This is a genomic window from Streptococcus sp. Marseille-Q6379, from assembly GCF_965119505.1.
Window position 1 is genome coordinate 115,587 of the sequence record NZ_CBCPLV010000002.1, and the last position, 26,348, is coordinate 141,934.

At 39.6% G+C, this 26,348-nt stretch carries 18 protein-coding genes and 1 pseudogene; 13 read left to right on the forward strand and 6 right to left on the reverse strand.

What is annotated here, in order from left to right; all coding sequences use genetic code 11:
• Positions 1 to 194 precede the first annotated feature (194 nt).
• The 9 genes and pseudogenes from ACWPVZ_RS07275 to ACWPVZ_RS07315 all read left to right on the forward strand — a co-directional run bounded on the left by ACWPVZ_RS07275 (position 195) and on the right by ACWPVZ_RS07315 (position 14,035).
• Positions 195 to 4,055, forward strand: coding sequence for a GBS Bsp-like repeat-containing protein (locus ACWPVZ_RS07275; protein ID WP_454381638.1), 3,861 nt, complete (start codon positions 195 to 197; stop codon positions 4,053 to 4,055).
• A 386-nt stretch (positions 4,056 to 4,441) separates the two neighbouring features.
• Positions 4,442 to 5,041 (forward strand): GBS Bsp-like repeat-containing protein, encoded by a 600-nt coding sequence (locus ACWPVZ_RS07280; protein WP_454381923.1) that lies wholly within the window; start codon positions 4,442 to 4,444, stop codon positions 5,039 to 5,041.
• Positions 4,939 to 5,289, forward strand: a pseudogene (locus ACWPVZ_RS07285) (N-acetylmuramoyl-L-alanine amidase family protein); the annotation flags it as partial. The gene ACWPVZ_RS07280 and the pseudogene ACWPVZ_RS07285, both read left to right, overlap by 103 nt.
• Positions 5,290 to 5,408: 119 nt before the next feature.
• Positions 5,409 to 9,122, forward strand: coding sequence for a pullulanase (locus ACWPVZ_RS07290; RefSeq protein WP_454381640.1), 3,714 nt, complete (start codon positions 5,409 to 5,411; stop codon positions 9,120 to 9,122).
• A 250-nt stretch (positions 9,123 to 9,372) separates the two neighbouring features.
• Positions 9,373 to 10,245 carry an iron uptake system protein EfeO gene (efeO, locus tag ACWPVZ_RS07295; protein ID WP_454381642.1) on the forward strand — a complete coding sequence of 291 codons (873 nt, stop codon included), beginning with the start codon at positions 9,373 to 9,375 and terminating at the stop codon, positions 10,243 to 10,245.
• A 5-nt stretch (positions 10,246 to 10,250) separates the two neighbouring features.
• Positions 10,251 to 11,456: an iron uptake transporter deferrochelatase/peroxidase subunit gene (gene efeB, locus ACWPVZ_RS07300; RefSeq protein WP_454381644.1), complete on the forward strand. Its 1,206-nt coding sequence runs from the start codon at positions 10,251 to 10,253 to the stop codon at positions 11,454 to 11,456.
• Positions 11,434 to 13,119, forward strand: coding sequence for an FTR1 family iron permease (locus ACWPVZ_RS07305; protein ID WP_414340777.1), 1,686 nt, complete (start codon positions 11,434 to 11,436; stop codon positions 13,117 to 13,119). Before efeB ends, ACWPVZ_RS07305 begins: the two co-directional genes overlap by 23 nt.
• On the forward strand, positions 13,106 to 13,834 hold the full coding sequence (gene tatC, locus ACWPVZ_RS07310; RefSeq protein ID WP_038676006.1) for a twin-arginine translocase subunit TatC: 729 nt from the start codon (positions 13,106 to 13,108) through the stop codon (positions 13,832 to 13,834). Before ACWPVZ_RS07305 ends, tatC begins: the two co-directional genes overlap by 14 nt.
• Before the next feature lie 12 nt (positions 13,835 to 13,846).
• Positions 13,847 to 14,035 (forward strand): twin-arginine translocase TatA/TatE family subunit, encoded by a 189-nt coding sequence (locus tag ACWPVZ_RS07315; RefSeq protein ID WP_454381647.1) that lies wholly within the window; start codon positions 13,847 to 13,849, stop codon positions 14,033 to 14,035.
• A 135-nt stretch (positions 14,036 to 14,170) separates the two neighbouring features.
• Here the strand turns inward: ACWPVZ_RS07315 and ACWPVZ_RS07320 are convergent, their stop codons facing one another.
• Complete coding sequence (locus ACWPVZ_RS07320; RefSeq protein WP_004182539.1) at positions 14,171 to 14,263, reverse strand: type I toxin-antitoxin system Fst family toxin; 93 nt, start codon at positions 14,261 to 14,263, stop codon at positions 14,171 to 14,173.
• Positions 14,264 to 14,560: 297 nt separating this feature from the next.
• Between ACWPVZ_RS07320 and tnpA the strand changes: the two genes are divergently transcribed.
• A complete protein-coding gene (gene tnpA / locus ACWPVZ_RS07325; protein ID WP_002891962.1) occupies positions 14,561 to 15,034 on the forward strand; it encodes an IS200/IS605 family transposase in 474 nt (157 codons plus the stop codon).
• A gap of 140 nt (positions 15,035 to 15,174) precedes the next feature.
• Here the strand turns inward: tnpA and ACWPVZ_RS07330 are convergent, their stop codons facing one another.
• The 4 genes from ACWPVZ_RS07330 to ACWPVZ_RS07345 all read right to left on the reverse strand — a co-directional run bounded on the left by ACWPVZ_RS07330 (position 15,175) and on the right by ACWPVZ_RS07345 (position 19,883).
• A complete protein-coding gene (locus tag ACWPVZ_RS07330) occupies positions 15,175 to 16,311 on the reverse strand; it encodes an ABC transporter ATP-binding protein (protein WP_454381649.1) in 1,137 nt (378 codons plus the stop codon).
• Between the two features lie 15 nt (positions 16,312 to 16,326).
• Positions 16,327 to 17,163: a sugar ABC transporter permease gene (locus tag ACWPVZ_RS07335; RefSeq protein WP_060971766.1), complete on the reverse strand. Its 837-nt coding sequence runs from the start codon at positions 17,161 to 17,163 to the stop codon at positions 16,327 to 16,329.
• Complete coding sequence (locus tag ACWPVZ_RS07340; RefSeq protein ID WP_414340784.1) at positions 17,163 to 18,521, reverse strand: carbohydrate ABC transporter permease; 1,359 nt, start codon at positions 18,519 to 18,521, stop codon at positions 17,163 to 17,165. The genes ACWPVZ_RS07335 and ACWPVZ_RS07340 overlap by 1 nt, the downstream gene beginning before the upstream one ends.
• A 114-nt stretch (positions 18,522 to 18,635) precedes the next feature.
• Positions 18,636 to 19,883 carry an extracellular solute-binding protein gene (locus ACWPVZ_RS07345; protein ID WP_414340785.1) on the reverse strand — a complete coding sequence of 416 codons (1,248 nt, stop codon included), beginning with the start codon at positions 19,881 to 19,883 and terminating at the stop codon, positions 18,636 to 18,638.
• Positions 19,884 to 20,065: 182 nt separating this feature from the next.
• On the opposite strand from ACWPVZ_RS07345, the gene ACWPVZ_RS07350 reads away from it, so the two are divergent.
• The 3 genes from ACWPVZ_RS07350 (at position 20,066) to glgP (ending at position 25,085) form a co-directional block, all read left to right on the forward strand.
• Positions 20,066 to 21,058 (forward strand): LacI family DNA-binding transcriptional regulator, encoded by a 993-nt coding sequence (locus ACWPVZ_RS07350; protein ID WP_107373060.1) that lies wholly within the window; start codon positions 20,066 to 20,068, stop codon positions 21,056 to 21,058.
• A gap of 264 nt (positions 21,059 to 21,322) precedes the next feature.
• A complete protein-coding gene (gene malQ / locus ACWPVZ_RS07355) occupies positions 21,323 to 22,822 on the forward strand; it encodes a 4-alpha-glucanotransferase (RefSeq protein ID WP_002890948.1) in 1,500 nt (499 codons plus the stop codon).
• 1 nt (position 22,823) lies between these two features.
• Positions 22,824 to 25,085, forward strand: coding sequence for a glycogen/starch/alpha-glucan family phosphorylase (glgP, locus tag ACWPVZ_RS07360; RefSeq protein ID WP_454381653.1), 2,262 nt, complete (start codon positions 22,824 to 22,826; stop codon positions 25,083 to 25,085).
• A 109-nt stretch (positions 25,086 to 25,194) separates the two neighbouring features.
• On the opposite strand, the gene ACWPVZ_RS07365 is transcribed toward glgP, so the two are convergent.
• Positions 25,195 to 26,322: a hypothetical protein gene (locus ACWPVZ_RS07365; protein ID WP_454381655.1), complete on the reverse strand. Its 1,128-nt coding sequence runs from the start codon at positions 26,320 to 26,322 to the stop codon at positions 25,195 to 25,197.
• Positions 26,323 to 26,348 lie beyond the last annotated feature (26 nt).

Below are 26,348 nucleotides of genomic sequence, written 5' to 3' on the forward strand. Positions count from 1 at the left end.
ATTGTTACAGATTTTCAATAGTTTTGTAGAAACATACGAATAATAAGTTAAAGAGTTTTCTATCAAGAGAGAAAGTTTATTTATAATTTTATAATATTTCTATTTTATTTAGAAATTTTTTAATAATAACCTTTCCACGAGAGTTTTTCTGTGGTAAAATGGTTCAAGTATTACAAATGCAAAAGGAAAGTTAAATGCGAACGAAAGATTTTATCTACTATGCTAGTGCGGCTGTTCTCTTGGCTGTCACAACACAGGTTGCTCAAGCAGACGAAGTGGCGACACAAACGCCTTCTGTTACCGAAGGAAATCAGTATCAACCTGTGACAGCGGCTGAGATTTTTGGTGGAGAAGCAGCCTTACCTGTAACTCCTAGTTCAACGGTTTCAGCACCCGCAGCTACGAGTGAAGTGGCAAAAGCTAGTGCTCCAGCGGTATCTACGTCTCCTGCTTCACAGAGTTCCGAGGCTGCAACGGCAACGGTATCAACTTCGGTAGCTAACTCTACTGTTGCTGTGACATCAGCTTCAGTAACATCTTCAGTTGTTAGTTCAGAAAGTGCAACTGCTTCTACGAGTGCGACAAGTTCAGAAATGTCAAATAGCACTGTAGCAACACCTGCTAAATTAACGAATTCTACGGATGTTCCTTCTCCAACCCTTAAGGTGCAACCGAAGACTTTTATCGATGTCAGCAGCCATAATGGTGAAATCAGTGTAGATGACTATCGTGCTCTTGCACGCCAAGGTGTTGGTGGGGTCGTAGTCAAGTTGACAGAGGATACTTGGTACAATAATCCTAAGGCAGCGTCACAAGTTCGCAATGCGCAAATCGCGGGTCTTCAAGTATCAACCTATCATTTTTCTCGTTACACGACTGAGGAAGAGGCGCGCGCAGAAGCTCGTTTCTTCATTCAAGCTGCACAAAACCTTAACCTTTCAAAGAGCACTGTTATGGTTAACGATTTCGAAGACTCTAAGATGCTTCCAAATATCAACCGTAACACTCAAGCATGGGTTAATGAAATGCGTAAGCATGGTTACAACAACTTGATGTTCTATACAAGTGCCAGCTGGTTGGATGAGAACAATCTAGGCCATCGTGGACTTGTCTCAACCTCTCAATTTGGTATTGAGAATTTCTGGGTCGCACAGTACCCATCATCAACTCTTACAGCAACGAGCGCTAAAAACATGCGCTATAATGCCAAAACTGGTGCATGGCAGTTTTCAGCTACGTCTAATCTCTTGCCAAGTAAACATGTCTTTGACCACAGCGTGGATTATACAGGACGTTTCACAGCTAATGCTAGTGCTGAGGTTGATGCAACTCAAGGCAATTTGAGTGGAACCATTTCTATTGTCAACAATAATCCAACTGTTGGTAGCTTTAATGTTGTCATCTCTAATGTCAAAGCACCAAATGGTGTTGAAACAGTCTCTGTTCCAATTTGGTCAGAAATTAATGGTCAAGATGACATTATCTGGTATACGGCTAACCGTCAAAATAATGGAACTTATACAGTAAACGTTAAGGCTTCAGCTCATAAAAACTCGACAGGGCTTTATAATATCCACCTTTATTATGTTCAAAAAGATGGTCAATTGACGGGTGTTGGTGGAACAACTACGCAAGTCTTCATTGGTAAGACACCTGAGCAGTTGAAACCTAAAGCAAGTTTTGCTATTGAAAACAATAATGCTAAGGCTGGAACTTTTGACGCCGTTATCACTAATATCTCAGCACCACTAGGTGTTAAAGAAGTTTTGGTGCCATCATGGAGTCTTGAAAATGGCCAAGACGACCTTATTTGGCATAAGGCGACTAAGCAAACTGATGGCAGCTATCGTGTAACCATTAAGGCAAGTGAGCATAAGGGCACTAAAGGAAATTACCGTGCCGATGCTTATATCGTGGATAACTCTAACAATCGCCATTATATTGCTGAAAAAGTAGTGGCTGTTGATTATGCTCGACCAAGTGGTCTCCTTACGATTGAAAACAACAATACTGCAACAGGTACTTTTGATGCAGTTGTTCGTAACATTGTTGCTCCTACAGGTTTGAAAGAAGTTCTTGTTCCTTCATGGAGTCTTGAAAATGGTCAAGACGACCTTATTTGGCATAAGGCGACTAAGCAAACTGATGGCAGCTACCGTGTAACCATTAAGGCAAGTGAGCATAAGGGCACTAAAGGAAATTACCGTGCCGATGCTTATATCGTGGATACCTCTAACAATCGCCATTATATTGCTGAAAAAGTAGTGGCTGTTGATTATGCTCGACCAAGTGGTGGCCTTACGATTGAAAACAACAATACTGCAGCAGGCACTTTTGATGCAGTTGTTCGTAACATTGTTGCTCCTACAGGTTTGAAAGAAGTTCTTGTTCCTTCATGGAGTTTAGCTGGTGGTCAAGACGACCTTATCTGGCATAAGGCAACTCGTCAAGCCGATGGTTCTTACCGAGTGACTATCAAAGCAACGGATCATAAGAATTCAACTGGTAAATACCGTGCCGATGCCTACCTTGTAGATGACTCTAACAAACGTTTCTACCTTACTGAAAAAGTGGTAGAAGTTTCTCAAACTCGTCCTAGTGCAAGCCTCTTTATTGAAAATAATAATGCTGATTTAGGTACTTTTGACGCTGTTATCCGCAATATCGTAGCACCAAATGGGGTTAAAGAAGTTTTAGTACCATCTTGGAGCCTAGTTAATGGACAAGATGATCTCGTTTGGCATAAGGCAAGTCGCCAATCTGATGGTAGCTACCGTGTCACTATTAAGGCTAGTGAGCATAAAAATTCACTAGGAAATTACCGTGCTGACGTTTACATCGTAGATAATGCCAACCAACGTCATTATGTCACTGAAACCATTGTAGACGTAAAACATAATAAGCCAGTCGGTACTATTTCAGTTGTTAATAACAATAATGATACTGGTACTTTTGATGTCATTATCAGTGATGTTTATAGTCCTAAAGGTGTTCGTACTGTTCAAGTACCTATTTGGTCTGAAAAAGATGGACAAGATGATATTCGTTGGTATGAAGCCACACGTCAAGCTAATGGCACTTATACGGTAAATGTTCAAGCTACTCACCACAAAAATTCAACAGGTTTGTACAATATTCATTTGTACTACATTTTAAATGATGGGTCACAAGTTGGTGTAGGAGGGACAACGACAACAGTTGAATTCCGTAATGCTAAGACTAAAACGCAAACCTATATCACTAATGTTAATTCAGAAGCAGGTAGTTTCACAGTAGTGGTTGATCAAGCGCCACAAGGACGTCAGATTAAGAATATTCGTGTAGCTGTATGGTCAGAAAGTAACCAAGGAAACCTTTCTTGGTACAATACAGCACCTACTGGAACACATACTGAAATCAATGTATCGACTGTTAATCATAAGAATCTCATAGGTAACTATACGACTCATGTTTATGTAGACTATGTAGACAATACTGTAGACGGGTTTAACCTTGGTGAGACAGCTCTTGCTCCACGTAATCGTCGTGTTGAGCCTCAGACGACTTATTATTCTCAACGTGACCCTCGTTGGGCTTCTAAGTGGTATGGTGTCAGCAATATGGATCAATCTGGCTGTGTTCCAACATCACTTGCCATGACTTTTACAGATATCTTGGGAACTGTCATTGCACCAACGACAGTTGCGGATTATTTGTACTACAATACAAATTCATTTAACAAAACATCAGTCGCTGGTACTGATGCAGATGGTATTGTATTAGCAAGTAAAAATTGGGGTCTGAAGAGCAACGTACTTTCAAGTATTGCTAACATTGCCTCAGCTTTGATGTCAGGGCAACACGTTTTGGCGGCAGTAGGAGCAAGTCAATTTATCAATTATCCTTACACGCATGAAATCGTACTTCATGGCTATGATAATGGTAAAACATATGTTCGTGATCCATTTAACGCCAATAACAATGGATGGTATTCATTGGATTACATTCATGGTGTTCAGAGTAGAGATGCAATGGATACTAAGCTTGGTGCACCATTCTTCTCTGTCTTTGCTTAATCTATCAATCAAAGGTCTTTAGAAGGAAACTTCTAAGGGCTTTTTTAGTGTTGATTTTTGATAGTTATGTTGTTATTTACCTATTTTCATAATATTATATACAGGATTGAAATCTTATATTTATAGGTTTTTACGTTATTATTTTGGATTGTGTTAGTACTATTAGCATAGAAATTACTTAAATTTTTATCATTTTTGTAGTTTTTTTAGAGAATTATCACTTTTCCTCTATTCGTAAGATATTTTCTATGGTGAAATGGGTGACGTATTAAAAAGTGTCAAAGGAAAGTTAAATGCGAACAAAAGATTTTATCTACTATGCCAGTGCAGCTGTCCTCATGGCGGTGACCACTCAGGTGACCAGTGCGGATAAGGTAGCCACTCAAATGCCTACAGTTACTGAAGGGAACCAGTATCAACCTGCGACTGCAGCAGATATTTTTGGTGGTGGAGCAGTTCTTGCGCAAGAGTCACCATCAGCAACACCAAGTTCAACCGTGGTGGTAGCTGCTACTGCTACAAGTGAAGTAACAAACTCAAATACTCCACAAGTCAGTCAAGCAAGCTCAACAACGGTTGTAGCATCTGAATCTGTAGTTCAGCCGAACACGGTAGCGAGTTCTGAAAATGCTAGGGTATCGACTGCTTCTGAGGTTTCAAGTGAGGTTGTAGCTGAACCTGCTAAATTGACTCATGCTTCAGGTTCATCTAATGATACTGATGTTTTAAAACCGAAGGCTAGCTTCTCAATTGAGAACAACAACAAGGTAACTGGTACCTTTGATGCGGTGGTTCGAGATATTGTTGCACCATTGGGTGTTAAAGAGGTTCTTATCCCATCTTGGAGTCTAGCTAATGGTCAAGATGATTTGATTTGGCATAAGGCAGCTCAGCAGCACAGGGAATCGAAACTTATTATTACCAACCTTATGCAGAATACCCATCACGCATTAATGCGACCTACCATGCTAATCCGACTCGTTTGAGTATGAGTGACACTTTGGCCAATGCCATCCAGTCCAGCCTTATTAATGCGACTGGCGCTCAGAATCAGGGCGTGAAACGTCAAACCTTTGCAGTCTTGCGTGAAACGACAGCGCCAGCAGCTCTCCTTGAACTTGGCTTCTTGTCAAATCCTCAAGAAGCAGCCCGTTTGAATACCTCTGCTTATCAAGAGACTTTAGCTAACGCAATTGTGGCAGGGATTAAGCGTTATTATTCTGTTTATAACTAATAGATTGAGAGAATTTTATAGTTCTCTCTTTTTTTATTTTAAAGGAGCGAAAACGCTTGCATAAATCTAATCTAAATGGTATATTAAAAAACATGAAAACGTTAACAAAAGGAGTTAGTATGAAAAGAAATACTCAAGCTAATGATGAAAAAGTTCTTCGTTATAGCCTTCGCAAGTACAAGTTAGGGTTGGCTTCTGTAACCATTGGAGCTGTTTTTTTGAGCTTTGCTGCTACTCATGGAGTCAAGGCAGAAGAAGTAGTGTCAACACCTGCCTCAAGTACACAGGTAGAATCAGCTGATTCTAGTCTTACCACCAGTGGTCTAGTAACTGAAACGCCAACAGCTCCTCTAACAGCTGAGAATGCCACAGTGTCCAAGGAAAATGAGCCAGTTTCTCTTTCAGAAGAAAACACTAGCCGTACTGAGCCTACCAAGCTAACTGAAACTAGCGAAAACACGCCAAAAACAGTAAGTACTAATAATAGTCAAGCTCTCACTAATGCATCTGAGGAACCTATTGCTGAGGGGACTATTCGCTTGCATTTCCAAGAGTTACCAAGTCAGGATAAGGCATCGCTTGGGCTTTGGACTTGGGATGATGTGGAGACGCCATCATCTCAGAAAGGTGCTTGGCCAACAGGGGCAACCTCATTTGCAGAAGCCAAACAGGATGATTATGGTGTTTACCTGGATGTGAAGTTGTCTTCAACACCTAAAAAGCTTAGTTTCTTGATTAATAATGCCGCTGGAACGAACCTTTCAGGAGATAAAACTGTTGAAATTCTAAGTCCTCAAATGAATGAGGCCTGGATTGACAAGGATTTTCAAGTTTACAGTTATCAACCTATCCCTCAAGATCACGTTCGTATCAATTATTTCCGTACGGATGGCGACTATAGTAATAAGTCTGTATGGTATTGGGGAGATGTAAAGGATGCCCCAAGTAATTGGCCTGATGGTGTCAATTTCCAACCAAATGGTAAGTATGGTGCCTATTTAGACATTCCGCTAACAGAGGTTGCTAAATCTATCGGATTTTTACTCTTAGATGAGAGCAAAACAGGAGATGATGTGAAAATTCAACCAAATGATTATAAATTTAGTGACTTGAAAAAAACTCGTCAGCTTTTCGTACGAGATACTGATACGACAGTCTACACCAACCCTTACTTTGTCAAGGATGTGCGTTTGACTGGGGCTCAGCAACTTAGTCCAAGCCAAATTGAACTCAGCTTCACCAACTTAGACGAGGTCTCATCTGGAGACATTCTCAAAGACCTAAAGGTGACAGACAAGGATGGTAACAGTGCAACTCTTAAACAGCTTGACTTGGATGCTAAACTCAAAAAAGCTACATTAACAGGTGATTTTGCTGCGGAAAATCTGCCTTACAAGGTCACTTTGGGCAATGATAGTTTTAAAACGTCTGAGAGTTGGCAATTGAAGGATGCGCTCTACAGTTACGATGGTGAATTGGGTGCCCGTCTTCAAGAGAATGGTACTAAGGCACATGTGACACTTTGGTCACCAAGTGCAGATCAAGTAGATATCATTGTCTATGATAAGAATAATCAAGACATGGTTCTTGCTGAACATGCCCTAAGCAAAGGACCTCGAGGTACTTGGCAAGCTGACTTGCTTGCGACTGATCTTGGTTTGGAAAACTTAACAGGTTATTTCTATCAATATCGCATTAAACGTGGTGATCAGTTTGTAATCGTTTTGGATCCTTATGCTAAGTCTTTGGCTGCTTGGAATAGTGACGATGCCAGCAAGGGACCTGAACACAAGATTGCCAAGGCTGCCTTTGTAGATCCTGCTAATTATGGACCAAAAGATCTTGACTACGCTAAGATTCCAAACTTTAAATCTCGAGAAGATGCCATCATTTATGAGGCTCATGTACGAGATTTCACCTCTGATAAGGCTATCTCAGCTGAATTGAAACACCAGTTTGGGACTTTTGCAGCCTTTGCAGAGCGTTTGGATTATCTTAAAGATCTCGGTGTTACCCATATTCAGCTTTTACCAGTATTAAGCTACTATTTTGTCAATGAAATGCAAAATGGGAAGCGTTTGGATGCCTATGCATCAAGTGATAGTAACTACAACTGGGGCTATGATCCACAAAACTATTTCGCTTTGACTGGCATGTATTCTGAAAATCCAAGTGATCCAGCTAAACGTATCGAAGAATTCAAGAATTTAGTTGCTGCTATTCATGCCCACGGTATGGGCGTTATCTTGGATGTGGTCTATAATCATACAGCCAAGACAGCTATTTTTGAAGACATTGAGCCAAATTATTATCACTTTATGGATGCTGATGGTACTCCTCGTTCGAGTTTTGGAGGGGGGCGTCTAGGCACGACTCACTATATGAGTCGTCGTGTCTTGGTTGATTCGATTGCTTATCTTACTAAGGAATACAAGGTGGATGGTTTCCGTTTTGATATGATGGGTGACCATGATGCTGAAAGTATCGAGCAAGCTTACCATGCTGCACGTGCCCTTAATCCAAACCTTATTATGCTTGGTGAGGGCTGGGTGACTTATACTGGCGATGAAAATAGCCCTGTTCAGCCTGCCGATCAGTCTTGGATGAAAGACACAGATACCGTAGCTGTATTTTCAGACGATATTCGAAACACCCTCAAATCAGGTTATCCAAACGAGGGGACACCTGCCTTTATCACAGGTGGCAAACGTGATATTAATAAGGTCTTTGACAATATCAAGGCACAGCCAACTAACTTCGAGGCTGATTCTCCAGGTGATGTGATTCAATATATTGCTGCTCACGATAATTTGACCCTTTTTGATATCATCGCCCAATCAATCAAGAAGGATCCAAGCAAGCCTGAGAATAATGCTGAAATTCATCGTCGCTTGCGTCTAGGAAACCTCATGGTCTTGACTGCTCAGGGAACACCATTTATTCACTCTGGTCAGGAATACGGCCGCACCAAACAGTTCCGTGATCCTGCCTACCGTTATCCTGTGTCTGAGGACAAGGTGCCGAATAAGTCACATCTTTTAGTGGATGAAAAGGGCAATCCATTTGACTATCCTTACTTTATCCATGATTCTTATGATTCTAGTGATGCCGTCAATCATTTTGACTGGACTAAAGCAACTGATAGTCAGGCATTCCCAGAAAATACGAAAACACGTGCCTTTACCAAAGGGTTAATTGCCTTACGTAAGTCGACAGATGCCTTCAATTTCAAATCGAAAGCGGATGTGGATGCTCGTGTGACGCTATTGACAGTTCCTGGTCAGGACAATGTCGCTCAAGAAGATTTGGTATTGGGATACCAAACTGTTGCTTCGAATGGAGACCGTTACCTTGTCTATGTCAATGCTGATAGCAAGGCTCGTCAGTTTGATTTGAGCAAGATTACAAATGGCCTATCCTATCAGGTTTTGGCAGATGGCAGTCAAGTTAATTTATCCGGAATTAGTGAGTTATCAGGTGTTGCAATCAACAATCATATCTTGACCTTGGATCCACTAACAGCGACTATTATTCGTTTGACCAATGCTCAGACACCAACTGACCAAGTAGCTAAGCCTTCAGAAAGGACCGAGTCATTTGGTGGAAAAGAGACTGAGGTAACTAAAACAAGTGCCAAGACCTCAAGTCAAGAGAATCTTGTCGGAGATGCTGAACTTGTTAATCGTGACAATGGTCAGGCTAAGACTGAAGCTAGTCGTCAGACTGATAAACAACTGCCATCCACTGGTGAAAAGACAAATCGTGGACTCTTTTTAGCAGGTCTGCTAAGCATTCTTAGCCTAGGATTCCTTAGAAAACGACGGATGAAATAAATAAGTGACAACAGGTTATTTCCTGTTGTTTTTCTTTTATTTAGAATCATTCTTATCTGCTCTTTAGAATAGTTCTTAAATAGCCTAAAACCGTTGACAGTGCTGGTTTCTTCTGTTAGTTTAGATATGTTCTCTTACATATGAGAGATCATTATTGACTTATCATCGTTCGTTCTTTATTAATGTTAAAACGACGATTCACATATATAACGACAAATGTCGAACACTATCTTGAAAATAGGAGACATTCATGAAAAAACTTAGCAAACTTGGTGTTGTTCTTTTGGCATCAGGACTTTTATTGACGGCTTGTGCCAAATCTGGTAATTCAAGTCATTCAAGCTCAACTAGCTCAAAACTCACAGCCAGTGAGCAAAAGCAATTGAAGCAGGCTACAAGTGATTATAAGACTTTCGTAGAAGGCGAAATTGATCAGCTTTTGAAAGATACTGAAGGATTCAGTGAAACCCTCAAGTCAGGAAATCTTGAAGAAGCTAAGAAACAATACCCATTGATTCGTATGGCTTACGAGCGTTCAGAACCGATTGCAGAAAGCTTTGGTGAGTCTGACGTGAAAATAGACTACCGTTTGGTTGATTACATGGACGAAAATAAATCAGAAGACGGTTGGTCAGGGTTCCACCGTATCGAACGTATCATGTGGCAAGACAACACGACAGAGGGTACAGATGCCTATGTAGATCAATTGGTTAACGACATTAAGGAACTCAAAGCTAAAATTGCAACTGTTAAAGTTACTCCAGATATCATGTTGACAGGTGCTGTTGACCTTCTGAATGAAGTAGCCACTCAAAAGATTACAGGTGAAGAAGAGGTCTTCTCACACACTGATCTTTACGACTTCCGTGCCAATATTGAAGGGGCAGAAAAAATCTTTGAACTTTTCAAGCCGTTGATCCAGAAGAAAGATGCTAAACTTGTGAAGACTCTTGAAACTGAATTCAAGAATGTGAATGGTCTTTTGGACAAACACATGATTGATGAGAAAAACTATAAGTCTTATACAGATTTGAGTGAGGCAGATACTAAGGAATTGGCCGAAGCTGTAACTAAACTTGGTGAACCATTATCACAAATGGGTGTTATCCTAGATGGGAAATAAGAAAAATGACTGACGAAAAATTTTTAGATCAAAAAATGGACCGTCGTGAATTTCTTAAAAAAGCAGGTATTGGAGGGGCTGGGCTTGCGCTTGGTCTTTCTGGTGCATCTGCTTTTTTCGCTAATCAGGATAGTTCAAGTAAAAAGGCTTATGATGGTGATGAAGATATTAGCTTCTTTGGCAAGCACCAGGCTGGGATTACGACTCCTATGCAGAAGGCTTGCTACTTGGTGGTGCTAGATCTTCATACAACCGATAAAAAAGAAGTCATCCAGCTTTTTAAAGACTGGACCGATTATAGTAGTAAATTGGTCGAAGGAGAGTTAGTCAAAAAAGATGGTTCTAATGCCCTCTTGCCTCCTACGGATACAGGCGAAACGGTAGGACTCAATCCCTATCGCCTGAGTCTGACTTTTGGAGTTTCGGCTGATTTTCTTAAAAAACTTGGTTTAGAATCCAAACGTCCTAAGCTCTTCCGTGATTTGCCTCCATTTCCTAAGGAGCAGTTGCAGGACAAGTATACGGGTGGAGATATCGTTATTCAAGCCTGTGCAGATGATGAACAAGTAGCTTTCCACGCTGTCCGCAATCTGATTCGTAAAGGTCGTAATAAAATCACCATGAAGTGGAGCAAATCAGGGTTTGCAGCCATCGGAGACCGCAAGGAAACGCCTCGAAATCTCTTTGGCTTCAAGGATGGTACTGCTAATGTTACGACAGAAATGGAATTCGACAAGGTTGTCTGGACTGATAGTAAAGATTGGATGAAGGGTGGTTCTTATATGGCTCTTCGTCTGGTACAGATGCACCTTGAAACTTGGGATCGTACTAATTTGCAAGAGCAGGAAAACACCTTTGGTCGTTACAAGGAATCAGGCGCTCCCTTTGGTAAGAAAGATGAGTTTGACGAAGTAGATTTGTCAAAATTACCAGTCGATTCGCATGTGCGTTTGGCTAAAGAAGTAGACCTTCCTATCTTACGTCGTTCATATTCTTATTCAGATGGCATTGATGAGAGAACTGGCCAGTTTGATTCAGGTTTGATTTTCATTGCCTACCAGAAGGATCCAGACCGTTTTGTTAAAATTCAGACCAATCTTGGTGCTGTAGACAAGATGAACGAGTACATCACCCATATCGGAAGTGGGCTCTTTGCTTGCTTTGCTGGGGTGGAGAAAGGAGGCTACCTTGGTCAAGCACTCTTTGAATAAACTCCTCGTTTTACTTGGGCTTTTAGCCTTATTCTGGACCTATCCAGTAGCTGCTGAATCATACAGTGACCTCTATATCAAAATTACAGATGCGACAACAGCTGTTCAAAATAAAAATCAAACAAAAGCTAAGGAATTGGTTGCTGAGATTAAGACTGATTTCGAAACTAAAGAAAATCACGATTCCAAGGCAGGTAAAAAAGTTAGCAAGGCTCTTGATATTAAGGGTGACGTGACAGAAGAGGACCTAACCTCCATTTCGTCAGCCCTTCTTAAATTTGAGAAAGAGCAAAATCCTGTTGATTTAGATGCCGAAAAGGAAAAACTTGAAACACGCCTAGAGCCTTATTTCAAAAACTTACAGGATGCCATTACGGCCAAAGACCTGGCTGCAACACGCAAAACTTACAGTGAATTAAATAATGCTTGGACGCGAAATGAAGCTGTTGTCCGTGACCACAGTACTGCCTACTACGGCAAGATTGAGACGGCCATTTCACTTTTGCGAAGTAGCATTGAGACGGAGCCTACTGATTTCACCAGCATCCAGTCATCTTATGATGATCTCAAGGGTGGGATTGATGACTTTATCAAGGGTGTCCCTCTTGATAGCACAAGCACAAGTTTAACCCTAAAAGATGGTATTAAGCTCTTGGAAAAGGCTCTAGGTCAATTCCAAGCAGGTGATGACAAAACGGCTGCGGCAACTATGAAGAAGTTCATCACTATCTGGCCAACCATTGAAGGCGATGTAAGCACAACTAATCCAAGCCTTTATACGCGTGTGGAAAGTGAAACACCTGTTATCATGGTTAAGGGAAAAGAAAAAGTTTATCAGGACAAACTGCAAGCCTTGATTACAGACCTATCTGCTATTGATACAAGTGCTTCTTATAATGCCTTTGATGCCATGTTGATTCTCTTACGTGAAGGGGTTGAAGCCCTCCTCATTGTTATGGCACTTGTGACTACTCTTAAGGCAGCCAAGATGCGTAAGGGACTCAAATGGGTTTATGGCGGAGCCATTGCTGGTGTTCTTGCTAGCGCAGTTATAGCTGTTATCTTACAAGTTGTCTTTCCAGCTGTGACCTCGGGGGCTAACCGTGAAATTATTGAAGGTGGCGTTGGTATCTTTGCAGTTGCGATGATGATTCTGATTGGAGTTTGGCTCCATAGCAAGTCTTCAGTCAAACAGTGGAATGACTTTATGGACCGCCAGATGAAGACGGTGACGGCTACTGGAAGCTTTGTGTCCATGTTTGCACTCAGTTTCTTGGCTGTCTTCCGTGAAGGGGCCGAGACTATTCTTTTCTATGTCGGTATTGTCCCACGTATCACGACAGCTAATTTCTTGATTGGTATTGCTTCAGCTATTGCAGTTCTTGTTATCATTGCTGTGGCTATGACTAAAGCGAGTCACTATATTAAACCGCACCGCATTTTCTTTATTTTGACTTGGTTGATTTATGCCTTGGCCTTCAAGATGCTCGGTGTCAGTGTTCATGCCCTTCAGTTAACTAATATGATGTCTAATCATTTGATTAGTGGTTTCCCAACCATTGATTGGGCTGGTATCTATCCAAGCTGGGAAGTCTTGATTCCACAACTTATCTTTATTGCTATTATTGTCTTTGTGACGGTGAAACAGCATGGCAAGAAATAAAGATGAGATGACTATTGTTGAGCATCTGGTGGAATTTCGGAGACGTTTCATTGCAGTAGTGTTATGCTTTTTCCTAGTTTTTTGTATTACTCTGTTGTTTGCTGGGCAACTCTATGCTTATCTAACCAGAGGATTTGACAAGCCTTTATTAGTTCTAGGGCCTAACGATATTCTTTGGATTTACATTAACTTGGCTAGTCTTATGGCTTTTACGGTCACTTTGCCTTTCACCACCTACCAGATTTGGCAGTTTGTGAAACCAGGTTTAAGGGACAATGAAGCGCGTGCTATCTTTGCTTATATACCTGCAACTTTTGTCTGTTTTGTATTAGGCTTGGCCTTTGGTTATTATTTTGTTAGTCCAGCTATCTTAGAAGTGCTTTTAAAACTAGGCGAAGGGCTCTTTAATACACAAATTACAGCACAGAACTACCTTAGTTTCTTACTGCATACGACAGTGCCTTTGGCTGTTCTCTTTGAACTTCCCGTAGTTGTGAGTTTTTTGACATCTATCGGCATAATAACACCAGTTTTTCTGACACACTATAGACGCTACGCTTACTTTATTCTCTTGGTTTTGGCGGTCATTCTAACACCAGCTGACTTTATCAGTGACCTGGCCATGACGGCACCCTTAATCTTGCTTTATGAAGTTAGCGTAACTCTAAGTAAGTTCATTTATAAACGTAAACAAAGAAAATATAAAGATAAATAGAAAGGAAATCTCATGGGAATTCTACGTGATATCGGAGCCCCAGGACTTATCATTATTGTCCTAGGAGCCCTCCTCATATTTGGTCCTAAACGCTTGCCAGAACTCGGCCAATCTATCGGTAAAATGCTAGCCGAATTTAAAGCAGCTGTAAATAAGACTGATGAAGATAAAAAGGATTATGAGACTGAGAAGAAAGACTAGTTCCTAGATACTCTAGTTTCTTGACAATTATAAGCTTTTGTGACATAATACACTTGTATTGAATAGTAAGTCTATATCATAGGCAAGAAAAGACCCCAAGCTAACTTCCACATAAGCTCGGGGTCTTTTTTAGCACTATCTATCCTTGTTTAACCACTTGTCGATCAGACGAAGGATAACACCGACCACAATGGGTCCGATGATAGTTTTGAATAGTAAATCCATCATAGGCAAACTCACCTCCCTTCGTAGGCGGTGTCGAGGTGCCAAGGGATATTATATCATAGATTGAGAGAGTTGTTTAGTGAGTGTCAGGAAGTAAAAGTTAGAAGGTAGTTTAATCATGCCATACAAAAAATCAGCTCAAGAAGGCTGATTTTTTTATTTTTTCTTGTCTCACGAAAACCACTAGCTGTGCTAGTGGTTCCGAAAAGCTTTTAGCGATGTATCAAAAAAGTCCCCCTAAAGTGTTATATTAGATAAGGTTTCCCGACCGCTAACTAATATACAAAAGGAGGACCCCTGATGAGACAGGATAATAATAGTTTAGCACATACTACATGGAATTGTAAGTATCATATTGTGTTCGCACCCAAATATCGACGTCAGATAATTTATGGGAAATACAAAGCAAGTATTGGTCAAATCTTACGATTATTATGCGAAAGAAAAGGTGTTGAAATTCATGAAGCAGAAGCTTGCCCAGACCATATTCACATGTTGGTGAGTATACCACCGAAACTAAGTATTTCCTCATTTATGGGATATTTAAAGGGCAAAAGTAGCTTAATGATATTTGATCGACACGCTAATTTAAAGTATAAATATGGGAATCGCAAATTTTGGTGTCGAGGGTTTTATGTTGATACGGTTGGACGAAATCAGAAGCGAATTGAAGAATATATTCGTAATCAATTACAAGAAGACGTGATAGCAGATCAGCTAAGTCTATTTGAGGAGTATGATCCGTTTACAGGTGAGAAGAATAAAAGAAAGTAATCTTAAAGAGACCCGCTAGACGGGTCAGCTAGCAAAGGTGGTGCTGAAGGGAAACCATTCGGTAGGCCTTTAGGCCTCGGCCGGTAGCAGAGGCTTTCAGCCGAAGAGCAAGCCACCCGTTCTCACGGGTGGTTTTGACTTTACAAACTGATACGTTTTTCTGTCTCAGCGTCGAAGAAATGACCTTTTGCAACGCTGAAAGTAAGGTTTACTTTTTCACCTGGATTGTGGAAGTCACGCGCATCAACACGGGCAGCAAATTCAGTTTCTCCAAGTTTTAGGTAAAGCATTGTTTCTGCACCAAGAAGCTCTGAAACGACGACTTCAGCATCTACATTGGCATCTGGATAGACTTCTTGAACGATTGGACTGCTTGAAACATCTTCAGGACGGATACCGAAGATAACTTCCTTCCCTTGGTATCCTGTTTCCTTCAAGATTTTAGCTTGACCTTCAGAAATCGCAATATCCAAACCTTCAGCGTTAGTAATACGATTGCCATCAACTTTGACATTGAAGAAGTTCATGGCAGGACTTCCGATAAACCCAGCAACAAATTTGTTGGCTGGTTCATTGTAAAGTTCCTGAGGTGTACCAATTTGTTCGATACGACCGATAGTACCAGAACCATCAGGATTTTTAGTAGAACTCATGATAACGATACGGTCAGCAAGAGTCATGGCTTCTGTTTGGTCGTGAGTAACATAGATGGTTGTTGCGCCAATATTACGAGTAATTTTAGCAATTTCAGCACGCATAGTGACACGAAGTTTAGCATCCAAGTTTGAGAGAGGTTCGTCCATAAGGAAGACTTTAGCATCACGAACGATGGCACGTCCCATAGCCACACGCTGACGTTGACCACCAGAAAGGTCAGCAGGTTTACGTTCCAAGAACTCAGTCAGGCCAAGGCTAGCAGCTGCTTCACGTACACGTTTGTCAATATCGTCTTTTTTATATTTACGAAGTTTTAGACCAAAGGCCATATTTTCATAAACAGTCATGTGTGGGTAAAGTGCGTAGTTTTGGAATACCATGGCAATGTCACGGTATTTTGGTGATTTGTCATTAACCACTTCACCATCAATATAGAGTTTACCTTCAGTGATTTCTTCAAGACCAGCAACCATACGGAGAGTTGTTGATTTACCACATCCTGAAGGACCTACGAAAACGATAAATTCCTTGTCTTTGATGTCGATACTGAAATCTTCAACAGAGTAGTGAGTTGCATTTGGGTATTTTTTGTAAATTTTATCCAGTTTAAGAGTTGTCATATCATTTATCCTTTATTATTTAACTGATCCGCCGGTTACACCTTCAACATAGTATTTTTGCATGAAGATAAAGAGAAGGGTGATTGGAATGGCGATGATAATAGCACCTGCGGTAAATGGAAGGAACCATTCATTGATAGCGTCTTGGTTAAGCATTTGGAAGAGTCCAAGGGCAACGGTATATTTATCTTTAACGTCACCGAGGATAACAGATGCAAAGATGAAGTCTACCCAAGGTCCCATGAAGGCCATGAGGGCAGTGTAGACGATGATTGGTTTAGAAAGTGGCAAGGTAATCTTGGTAAAGATTTGAAGTCGAGTTGCTCCATCAATCATTGCTGATTCATCCAATGAGTAAGGAATGGTATCAAAGAAACCTTTCGCAATGTAGAAACCAAGTGCTGCCCCAGCAGAATAAACCAAAACCAAAGATGTCAAGGTTTGTGTCAAATTAAGGGCCTTCAAAATATAGTAGACCGCAATCATAGACATGAAACCAGGGAACATGTTAAGTACAAGTGCCAATTTCAAGAAGCCATTTCTGTGTTTGAATTTAATACGGCTAAGTGAGTAGGCCATCCCAACGGTAATTAAAGTTGAGAGGATACATGTACATGTGGCAACGATGAATGTATTGATGAACCATTTTCCAAATGGATAAGCATCGCTGGTAAACAGTTTGATGTAGTTATTAAAAGTGTAAGTCTTAGGGAAGAAGTAAGGTACCGCATTAGCTCCTTCACCACGGAAACTTGTAAGGAAGATCCAGATAATAGGGATCAACCAGATAACAGCTAGAACTGTCAATAGAATATAAGTACCAGTTAGGTAAAGATTTTTCTTACGTTTCATTATTTAGCAGCCCCTTCCTTGAATGAAGATGATCTTGTGTAGGCCAAGAGACTGAATGTTGCAGAGATGGCGAAAATCAAGATACCGATAACAGATGCCAAGTTGTAGTCTTTAGCGCTAACAGTCAGTTTGTAGAGCCAAGTTACCAAGAGGTCAGTTGAACCCGCTTGATAGTATTCAGAATTAGTAGGTCCACCACCAGTAAGGAAGTAGATAACGTTGAAGTTATTGATATTACCGATGAATTGTTGAATCAATGATGGCGCCATAATCAAGAGAATTTGTGGGAAAGTGATGCTCTTGAAGATTTGGAACTTGCTTGCTCCATCAATTTCAGCTGCTTCAATCTGCTCAGTTGGCAAGTTCATGATGATACCAGTTGCGACCAACATTGTGAATGGAATACCAATCCACATATTAACAAAGATAATAGAGAACTTCGCCCAGAGAGGATCAGTCAAGAAGGGAATAGGTCCATTAGTGATATGCAAGGTTTGAAGCAAACCATTCAAAGGCCCATGGTCATTAAGGAAGTTACGCATCAAAAGAAGTGATACAAACTGAGGAACGGCGATAGTGATAACAAAGAGTGTACGCCATACTTTCTTGAATTTAAGGCCCTTAGTGTTAAGCAAGAGGGCAAGGACAATACCGAAGAAGAAAGTGGTTGCTGTTGCAGCAACGGCCCAAATCAAGGTCCATGTCAAAAGTGGGAAGAAAGTACCAGCCATACGACCTTGTAAAACTTCACCAAAACTTGAGAAACCAACCCAGTCAAAGAGTGATTTAGGTGCTGGGTGATTGTGGTCAAAGTTAGTAAAGGCCAAACAGATCATGTAGATCAAAGGCAAGATTGTGAAGAGCAAAACTCCAATCAGTGGGACAGTCATAAGACCCATGTGGAAACGGCCATCAGCCAAGGTCTTGAAGTCTTCGATAAAGTTAGGAACTTTACGTCCAGACTGTTTGAGAGCCATGAGATGACGAGCACTCTTAAGATTACACCAGTAAATATAAGCGAAGACTGCACAGAAGATTAATGAGGCAAGTCCAAAAATCAACATAAGCATTGAATTATCTCCAGCAACCTGAACTGTAAGTTTAACGCCATTAACTTCTTTAACGGCCTCACCTTGTTCTTGAGTTCCCAAAGTAATCATTCCTTGAAGAGCTGGGACAATTTGGATAACGAATGCTACTAAGAAGGCAATCTCAGAAAGGAGGAAAAGCAATCCCTTGGTAAACTGTTTGTTAACCAAGTTTGTCAATCCCATTACCAGAAAGGATAATTTGACATCCCATGTACCTTCTTTGAAGACTTGGCGCATAGGAGTTGTGTCGTAGATTGTTTGTGACATAGATATCTCCTCAGATAAATGTGTGATTAGTGATGGTTTCTATTTTGTCTACAAATAAAAGATAAAGAGGATAGGAACTTGACCCACCTCTTTACCTTGTCATTGTTAGGATTCTTATTTAGCCGCTGCCAAATCTTTATCAAATTGTTGTAATTTAGTAAGGAATTGGTCTTCCTTGATTTTACCGTTATAAGCGTCACTCATAAGAGCAGCACTTTCAGTCCAGAAGACTGACATTTGACTAAGTTTAGGCATAACAGTTGTGTACTGATTAGATGAACCCATAGTAATTACAGCTTGTGCAAGTGCATCCTTTTGAACTGCTTCAGAAGCTTGAACTTCTTTGTTGGCTGGGATGATGTGACGGTCTTCATTAGTGAATTGGTTATTTTGACTGTCTTTGCTTGTCAAAGCTTGTGCCAATTGGTAAGAAGCAGCAATACGTTCAGCGTTACCTTTAGATGGTGTTTGGTTAACTGCGTAAAGTTTTACACCCATGAAGGCTTTTTGTTGAACGTCTTGACCACCGATATTAACTGTTGGGTAAACAGCAACACCAAGATTGTCTTTACCGACAGCTTTAGCAGCTGCAGCGTAGTCCCATGGACCAGATTGGAAAGCATCAACAGAACCATCTTCGAATTTAGCCATCATGTTAGCTGAATCAACATTAACAAATCCTTTGTTGTCTTTTTGAGCTGCGATGAATTTAAGAACGTTCACACCAGCTTCATTGCCCCAGTTAGTCCCTTTAACATCTTCACCGTTAGGACCAAAGAGTGTGTCACCAACTGAAAGGAAGAGAGGACCAGTTACATAAGCATTAACTTCTTTCAAGTTGCTACCAAATTTAGCTTTAGAAGTGATTGTTTCATATGATTTAACATCATCTTCGTTAAGTTTAGATTTATTGTAGTATGTAACTTGTGTTTCGATACCGTATGGGAAGGCGTAAGTTTTACCTTTGTATTGAGCACCTACAGTAGCTTGCTCAGTATCTTGATCAGCAATTTCTTTTGAGTATTGCTCTGGGATTTCTTGGATAGCTCCAGCGTCTACCAATTTACCGAGTTGGTCATGTGGAAGTGAGAAGACATCTGCAGCAGTAGAAGCATCCTTAGTCAAGTTTTCTTGAGCATTTGGATCTTCCATTTCAACCATATCAACTTTGTAACCAGATTTCTTTTCAAACTGTGCTACTGTATCTGAGTAAGATTTCTTAGCGCCAGTTGGTACCCAAAGTTTCAAAGTCTTGCTATCTGAACTTGAGCTCTTGCTTGAATTTGACCCACAAGCTACCAAGAGCGATCCAGCCACAAGTAATCCAGCACTACCAAGTAATACCTTTTGCCATTTTTTCATTTCTATTTCCTCCAGAAATTTAGTTTACGATAATCATTATGCAACCGTTTCCACAATCTGTCAAGTATTTTGTTAAAAAAATTATTTTTTTGCAAACGATTGCATAAAACACCCATCTAGTTTATAATTGTTCTTATATTTTACGACTATAAAGAAAATTTTATGAGAATGAGAGGGACATAATGGCTACAATTAAAGATGTTGCTAAGAAGGCTGGAGTCAGCCCATCAACGGTAAGTAGGACATTAAAAGATAACTCGGCTATATCAGAAGAAACAAAAATTAAAGTAAGAGCAGCTATGGAAGAATTAGGTTATGTACCAAACTCAGCAGCACAAATGTTGGCAACAGGCTTAACTCATAGTTTAGGTGTTGTTCTTCCTCCCTTAACTGACCGTGAAAATATCAGCCAGCCCTTCTATATGGAGATTTTAACAGCAATCAATGAAGAGGCTAGTTGTCATTCTCAGGTCGTTAGTATTGCTACGGGTGCTACTCTAGAGGAATTAGTCAAGCAAGTTGAGCTCATGCATCGCCAAAAACGGGCAGATGGCTTTATAATTCTCTATTCAGAAAAGAAAGATCCGGTTAAAGATTACTTATTAAAACAAAAAGTACCTTTTGTAGTGGTTGGAGCAGCAGTGGATAATGAAAATAAAGTAACCTATATTGATAATGATAATAAGGAACTAGGTCATGAAGCTGTGAACTACTTACAGGCAAAAGGTCACCGAAAGATTGGTTTTGTCACAGACGATTTATTTGGGCAAGTAGGACAGGAACGTTATCAAGGGTATCAGGAAGCGGCAGACAATCTAAATTTGGATGTCTTACCTGAACTTGTATTTTCAGCTCGAACAATCGAGACTTTTAAAAAGGAATTGGAAAGATTTTCTCCGACAGCTTTGATTGTTAAGGATGACCTTATTGCCCTTCGTCTCATTCAATGGTTAAACAACCAAGGATTTAGAGTTCCTGAAGAGTATGCTATTATTTCTTTCAATAATTCGACTTTTGCTGAAATCATGCATCCTTTCTTGACCACATTTGACATTAATATTCAGGCACTAGCTAAAGAAAGTGTTCAAAACCTTCTTGGGATTCTTAAAGCGACTAAGATTAAGTCGCAAAAAGTCATTATTCCATTTAAACTTATAGAAAGAGAAAGCGTCTGAACTTATCCCTAATAGGTTAAGGAGCATCCAAGTAGTTGGTTAGAAAAACAGCCGGCTACTTTTTTCGTTTAAAAAAGAAACCTATTTTTTCGAATTCAATAGAAATAAAGATTTAAGAAAATACTCCCGTAATGTAAGCGCTTGTTTTACGAATTTTATTTTAAAGAGCTATAAATTTTTTTTATTTTTTTGTTAAAAAATCTTGACTAATGCAAACGTTTGCATTATAATAATAAGTGTAAAAAATAATTTGAGGTAAACGTTATGAACAAACGAGCAAGCGGTGTTTTGATGCACATCACATCACTTCCAGGTGACTACGGGATCGGATCTTTCGGTCAAGCAGCCTATGACTTTGTTGATTTCTTAAAAGAAACAAAACAAACTTACTGGCAGATTTTGCCACTTACTACAACAAGTTATGGGGATTCACCTTACCAATCATTCTCAGCGGTAGCAGGAAATACACACTTTATCGATTTGGATTTCCTAATTCGTGACAAATTTTTAACTAAAGCTGATGTTAAAGACGCTGACTTTGGGTCAGATCCTGAGTTTATTGACTATGCTAAAGTTTACGAAGCACGTCGTCCAATTCTTGAAAAAGCAGTTAAAGCAATTTTAGCAGATAAGAAAGAAACTAAAAGATTCGAAGCTTTTAAAACTAAAAATGCTAACTGGTTAGCAGATTATGCTGATTTCATGGCTATCAAAGAACACTTCGATAACAAAGCACTTCAAGATTGGGATGATAAAAAAGCAGTTAAACGCGATGAAGCAACTCTTGAGAAACTTCGCAAAGAACTTGCTGATGTTATCACATATCACCAAGTGGTACAATACCTCTTCTTTAGCCAATGGGCAGAACTAAAAGCTTATGCTAACAAAAATGGTATTCAAATCATCGGTGACATGCCAATCTACATTTCAGCTGATAGTGTTGAAGTTTGGACTCAACCGCATCTCTTCAAACTAGACGCTGAATGTAAACCGCGTTACATTGCAGGAGTTCCACCAGATAACTTCTCAGCAACTGGTCAACTTTGGGGTAACCCAATCTATGCTTGGGATAAACACAAAGCAGAAAATTATGCTTGGTGGGTATTCCGTATTCAAGAATCATTTAAACTTTATGATTACTTGCGTATTGACCACTTCAAAGGGTTCTCTGACTTCTGGGAAATTCCTGGAGGAGATGAAACTGCTGAAAATGGTGAATGGGTTCCTGGACCTGGTTATGACCTTTTCAAAGTGGTTAAAGAAGAATTGGGTGATCTTAAAATCATTGCCGAAGACCTTGGTAACATTGATGATAAGACACGTAAACTTCTTGCAGACTGTGGTTACCCTGGAATGAAGATTGTTCAATTTGGATTCTACGATACTACTGGAAATAGCATTGACATTCCACACGTATACACACAACATTCAGTTGCCTACACAGGTACACATGATAACGAAGTAATCAACGGTTGGTACGACAACTTGACGCAAGAGCAACGTGATTATACTGATGCATACATCAACCGTCGTCAAGGTGAACCAATCACACGTGCTCTTCTTCGCACCCTCTTTGCTACTGTAAGCAACACAGCTATTGCGACTATGCAGGATATCCTTGATAAACCTGAAAATAGCCGTACAAACTTCCCTAACACAGTTGGTCAAAACTGGAAATGGCGTATGCTTCCAGGTGAAATTACTGTCGACAAGAAAGAATTTTTGACAGACATTACAGAAAGATATAATCGAGGTAATAACTAAAATGGCTACATTTACACAATATGTTGAAGCAAAAAACAAAAATCTTAAGGACCTTTCAAACGAAGAAATCTACTATCTTTTGTTGGAATTCGTAAAAGAAGCAGCTGCTCCAAAACCAAAAAACGATAGCAAACGTAAAGTTTACTATATCTCAGCTGAATTCTTGATCGGTAAACTTTTGTCTAACAACTTGATCAACTTGGGCATCTACAAGGATGTTAAAGCTGAATTGGATGCTGCTGGTAAATCAATCAGCGAAATTGAAGACGTTGAACCAGAACCATCTCTTGGTAACGGTGGTTTGGGTCGTTTGGCTTCATGTTTCATCGACTCTATGGCAACACTTGGCATCAACGGTGAAGGTGTTGGTCTTAACTACCACTGTGGTCTTTTCAAACAAGTCTTCAAAGACAACAAACAAGATGCAGAACCAAACTACTGGATTGAAGATCAATCATGGTTGGTACCAACTGATATCTCTTATGATGTTCCATTCAAAAACTTCACATTGAAATCACGTTTGGATCGTTTGGATATCTTGGGTTATAAGAAAGAAACTAAGAACTACCTTAACCTCTTTGACATCAATGGTGTGGACTACGATTTGATTGATAAAGGAATCACTTTTGATCAAGACGAAATCCAAAAGAACTTGACACTCTTCCTTTACCCAGATGACTCAACTCGTAAAGGTGAGCTCTTGCGTATCTACCAACAATACTTCATGGTATCAAATGCTGCTCAACTTTTGATTGACGAAGCTATCGAACGTGGATCTAACCTTCACGATCTTCCAGATTACGCTTACGTACAAATCAATGATACTCACCCATCAATGGTAATTCCAGAATTGATCCGTCTTTTGACAGAAAAACATGGATTTGAATTTGATGAAGCAGTAGCAATCGTAAGCAAAATGGTTGGTTACACAAACCACACTATCTTGGCTGAAGCCCTTGAAAAATGGCCTCTTGACTACCTTGAAGAAGTTGTTCCACACCTTGTTGTTATCATCAAGAAATTGGATGCTATCATTCGTGAAAAATTCGAAGATCCACGTGTTCAAATCATTGACAAAGACAACCGTGTTCACATGGCACACATGGATATCCACTTCTCTACAAGCGTTAACGGTGTAGCAGCACTTCACACAGAAATCCTTAAATCTTCTGAGTTGAAACCATTCTACGACCTTTACCCAGAACGCTTCAACAACAAAACAAACGGTATTACATTCCGTCGTTGGTTGGAATTCTCAAACCAAGAACTTGCTGATTACATCAAAGAATTGATTGGTGATGGTTACCTTACTGACGCAACTCAATTGGAAAAATTGGCTGCCTTTGCAGATAATCCAGCAGTTCACAAACGTTTGGCTGAAATCAAATATGATAACAAATTGTCTCTTAAACGTTATCTTAAAGCCAACAAAGGTATCGATCTTGATGAAAACTCAATTATTGATACTCAAATCAAACGTTTCCACGAATACAAACGTCAACAAATGAATGCTTTGTATGTCATCCACAAATACTTGGAAATCAAAAAAGGAAACCTTCCAAAACGTAAAATCACTATCATCTTTGGTGGTAAAGCAGCTCCTGCCTACGTTATTGCTCAAGACATCATCCACTTGATCTTGTCACTTTCTGAACTCATCAACAATGATCCAGAAGTAAGCAAATACCTCAACGTTCACTTGGTTGAAAACTACAACGTAACAGTTGCTGAACACCTTATCCCAGCAACAGATATCTCAGAACAAATCTCATTGGCTTCTAAAGAAGCTTCAGGTACAGGTAACATGAAATTCATGCTTAACGGTGCTCTTACACTTGGTACAATGGACGGTGCCAACGTTGAGATTGCTGAATTGGTAGGACCAGAAAACATCTTCACGTTCGGTAAAGACTCTGATACAATCATCGACCTTTACGAAAAAGAAGGTTATGTATCACGTGATTACTACAAAAAAGATGCTAACATCAAAGCAGCTGTTGACTTTATCGTAAGTGAAGACCTCGTTAAAGTTGGAGATAAAGAACGCTTGGAACGTCTCCAAAAAGAACTTATCTCTAAAGACTGGTTCATGACATTGATTGACTTGGCTGAATACATCGACAAGAAAGAAGAAGTATACGCAGCTTACGAAGATCAAGATGCATGGAACAAAAAAGTTGTTTACAACATCGCTGAAGCAGGATTCTTCTCATCTGACCGTACAATCGAACAGTATGACAAAGACATCTGGCACACAAAATAAAAATCTAGTTGCATAGAAGGAAACAAGATCAGAAATGGTCTTGTTTTTTTCATGAAAAAAAACACAGCTAATTTAGATGGTTAGCTGTGTTTACATAAATTTAATTCTGTCAGTTATGATAATGATTCAATATATCATTAATATATGCTTCTTTATTTGATGCATCATAAGTTTTAGATGTTGAGTATTTTAGATAATGGATTTGATCTTTTGCAGTTCTGGATTCTTCTTGTAGGTATGAATCTGTAATGGTAATTTTAAAGTTCTCGCTCTTACCTGTTAAATCAAGGCTTAGTGGAAAATTTGTAAATTCATCTGAGTAAAAGGCCATCTTGTAAAAGTTGTATTTGTCACCCCTAAAGCTATTTAAGTGAGGAAACGTTATATTGTACATTTCATCCCAGTAATTCCCATACTCTCTAATATCGTAGTCATCGAAGAAGTCTTGGATTCTTTCTTTGTTAGCATCATCCTTATCAAAGGTAACAAAGGGAGTCTGCCAATCCCATATTGGAATGTCGCCTTCATTTCCATAGATAATATAACGTTGCATTTTTCCTGATTTAGGATTTTTCAACTGAAAACGGTATTCACTTACACCATCTTTGACAGCTCCAGTTTGATATAGGGCATCGCCAGGAACTATCAAAAAGAGAAAATCTCTTAGATATAATTCGAAGTCAGTATCCATTGTTTTATCATGTAATCCAGGGAAACGCTGAATCATTCGTCTGTAATTCTCTGCATTAGAAAACCATTCTTTATCAAAGCCTGGACCAACTTCAAAAACTTTATGATCTAAATAGTTTTCAAAACGTTCAGAATAGTTTTCAGTAGAAGTTACCTGTCCAAATGGTAAAGTCATGTTGGTATTATCTGTAAAAGTAATATGTAAGAAAAGTCTTCGTGGATCAATTCCTTTATCAGTATAATGACTGACCTTATATGTAGACAGATTATCAGGGAAATCGTCTTTTCCAAAGTGTAGAACTTCAATCTCTATATCTTTGACAATCTTCTTTTGTGATTTTATCTTCTTGACCTTGTAATGATAAGCCTTGTAATAGTAATTCTCCTTATCATAGAGGTAAGGCTTATAAGCTCTTTGGTAGGCATTATAGAGAAAAATTCCAAGGGTTACAAAAAGAAGCAGAGCTAAGGCTATTTTGAACTTTTTATTTATTTTATTAGTTAGCCTTGAGAAAAAGAGACTCAATTTACTAGGATTTTGTATCATGTCAAAACTCCCCATATATTTTATAC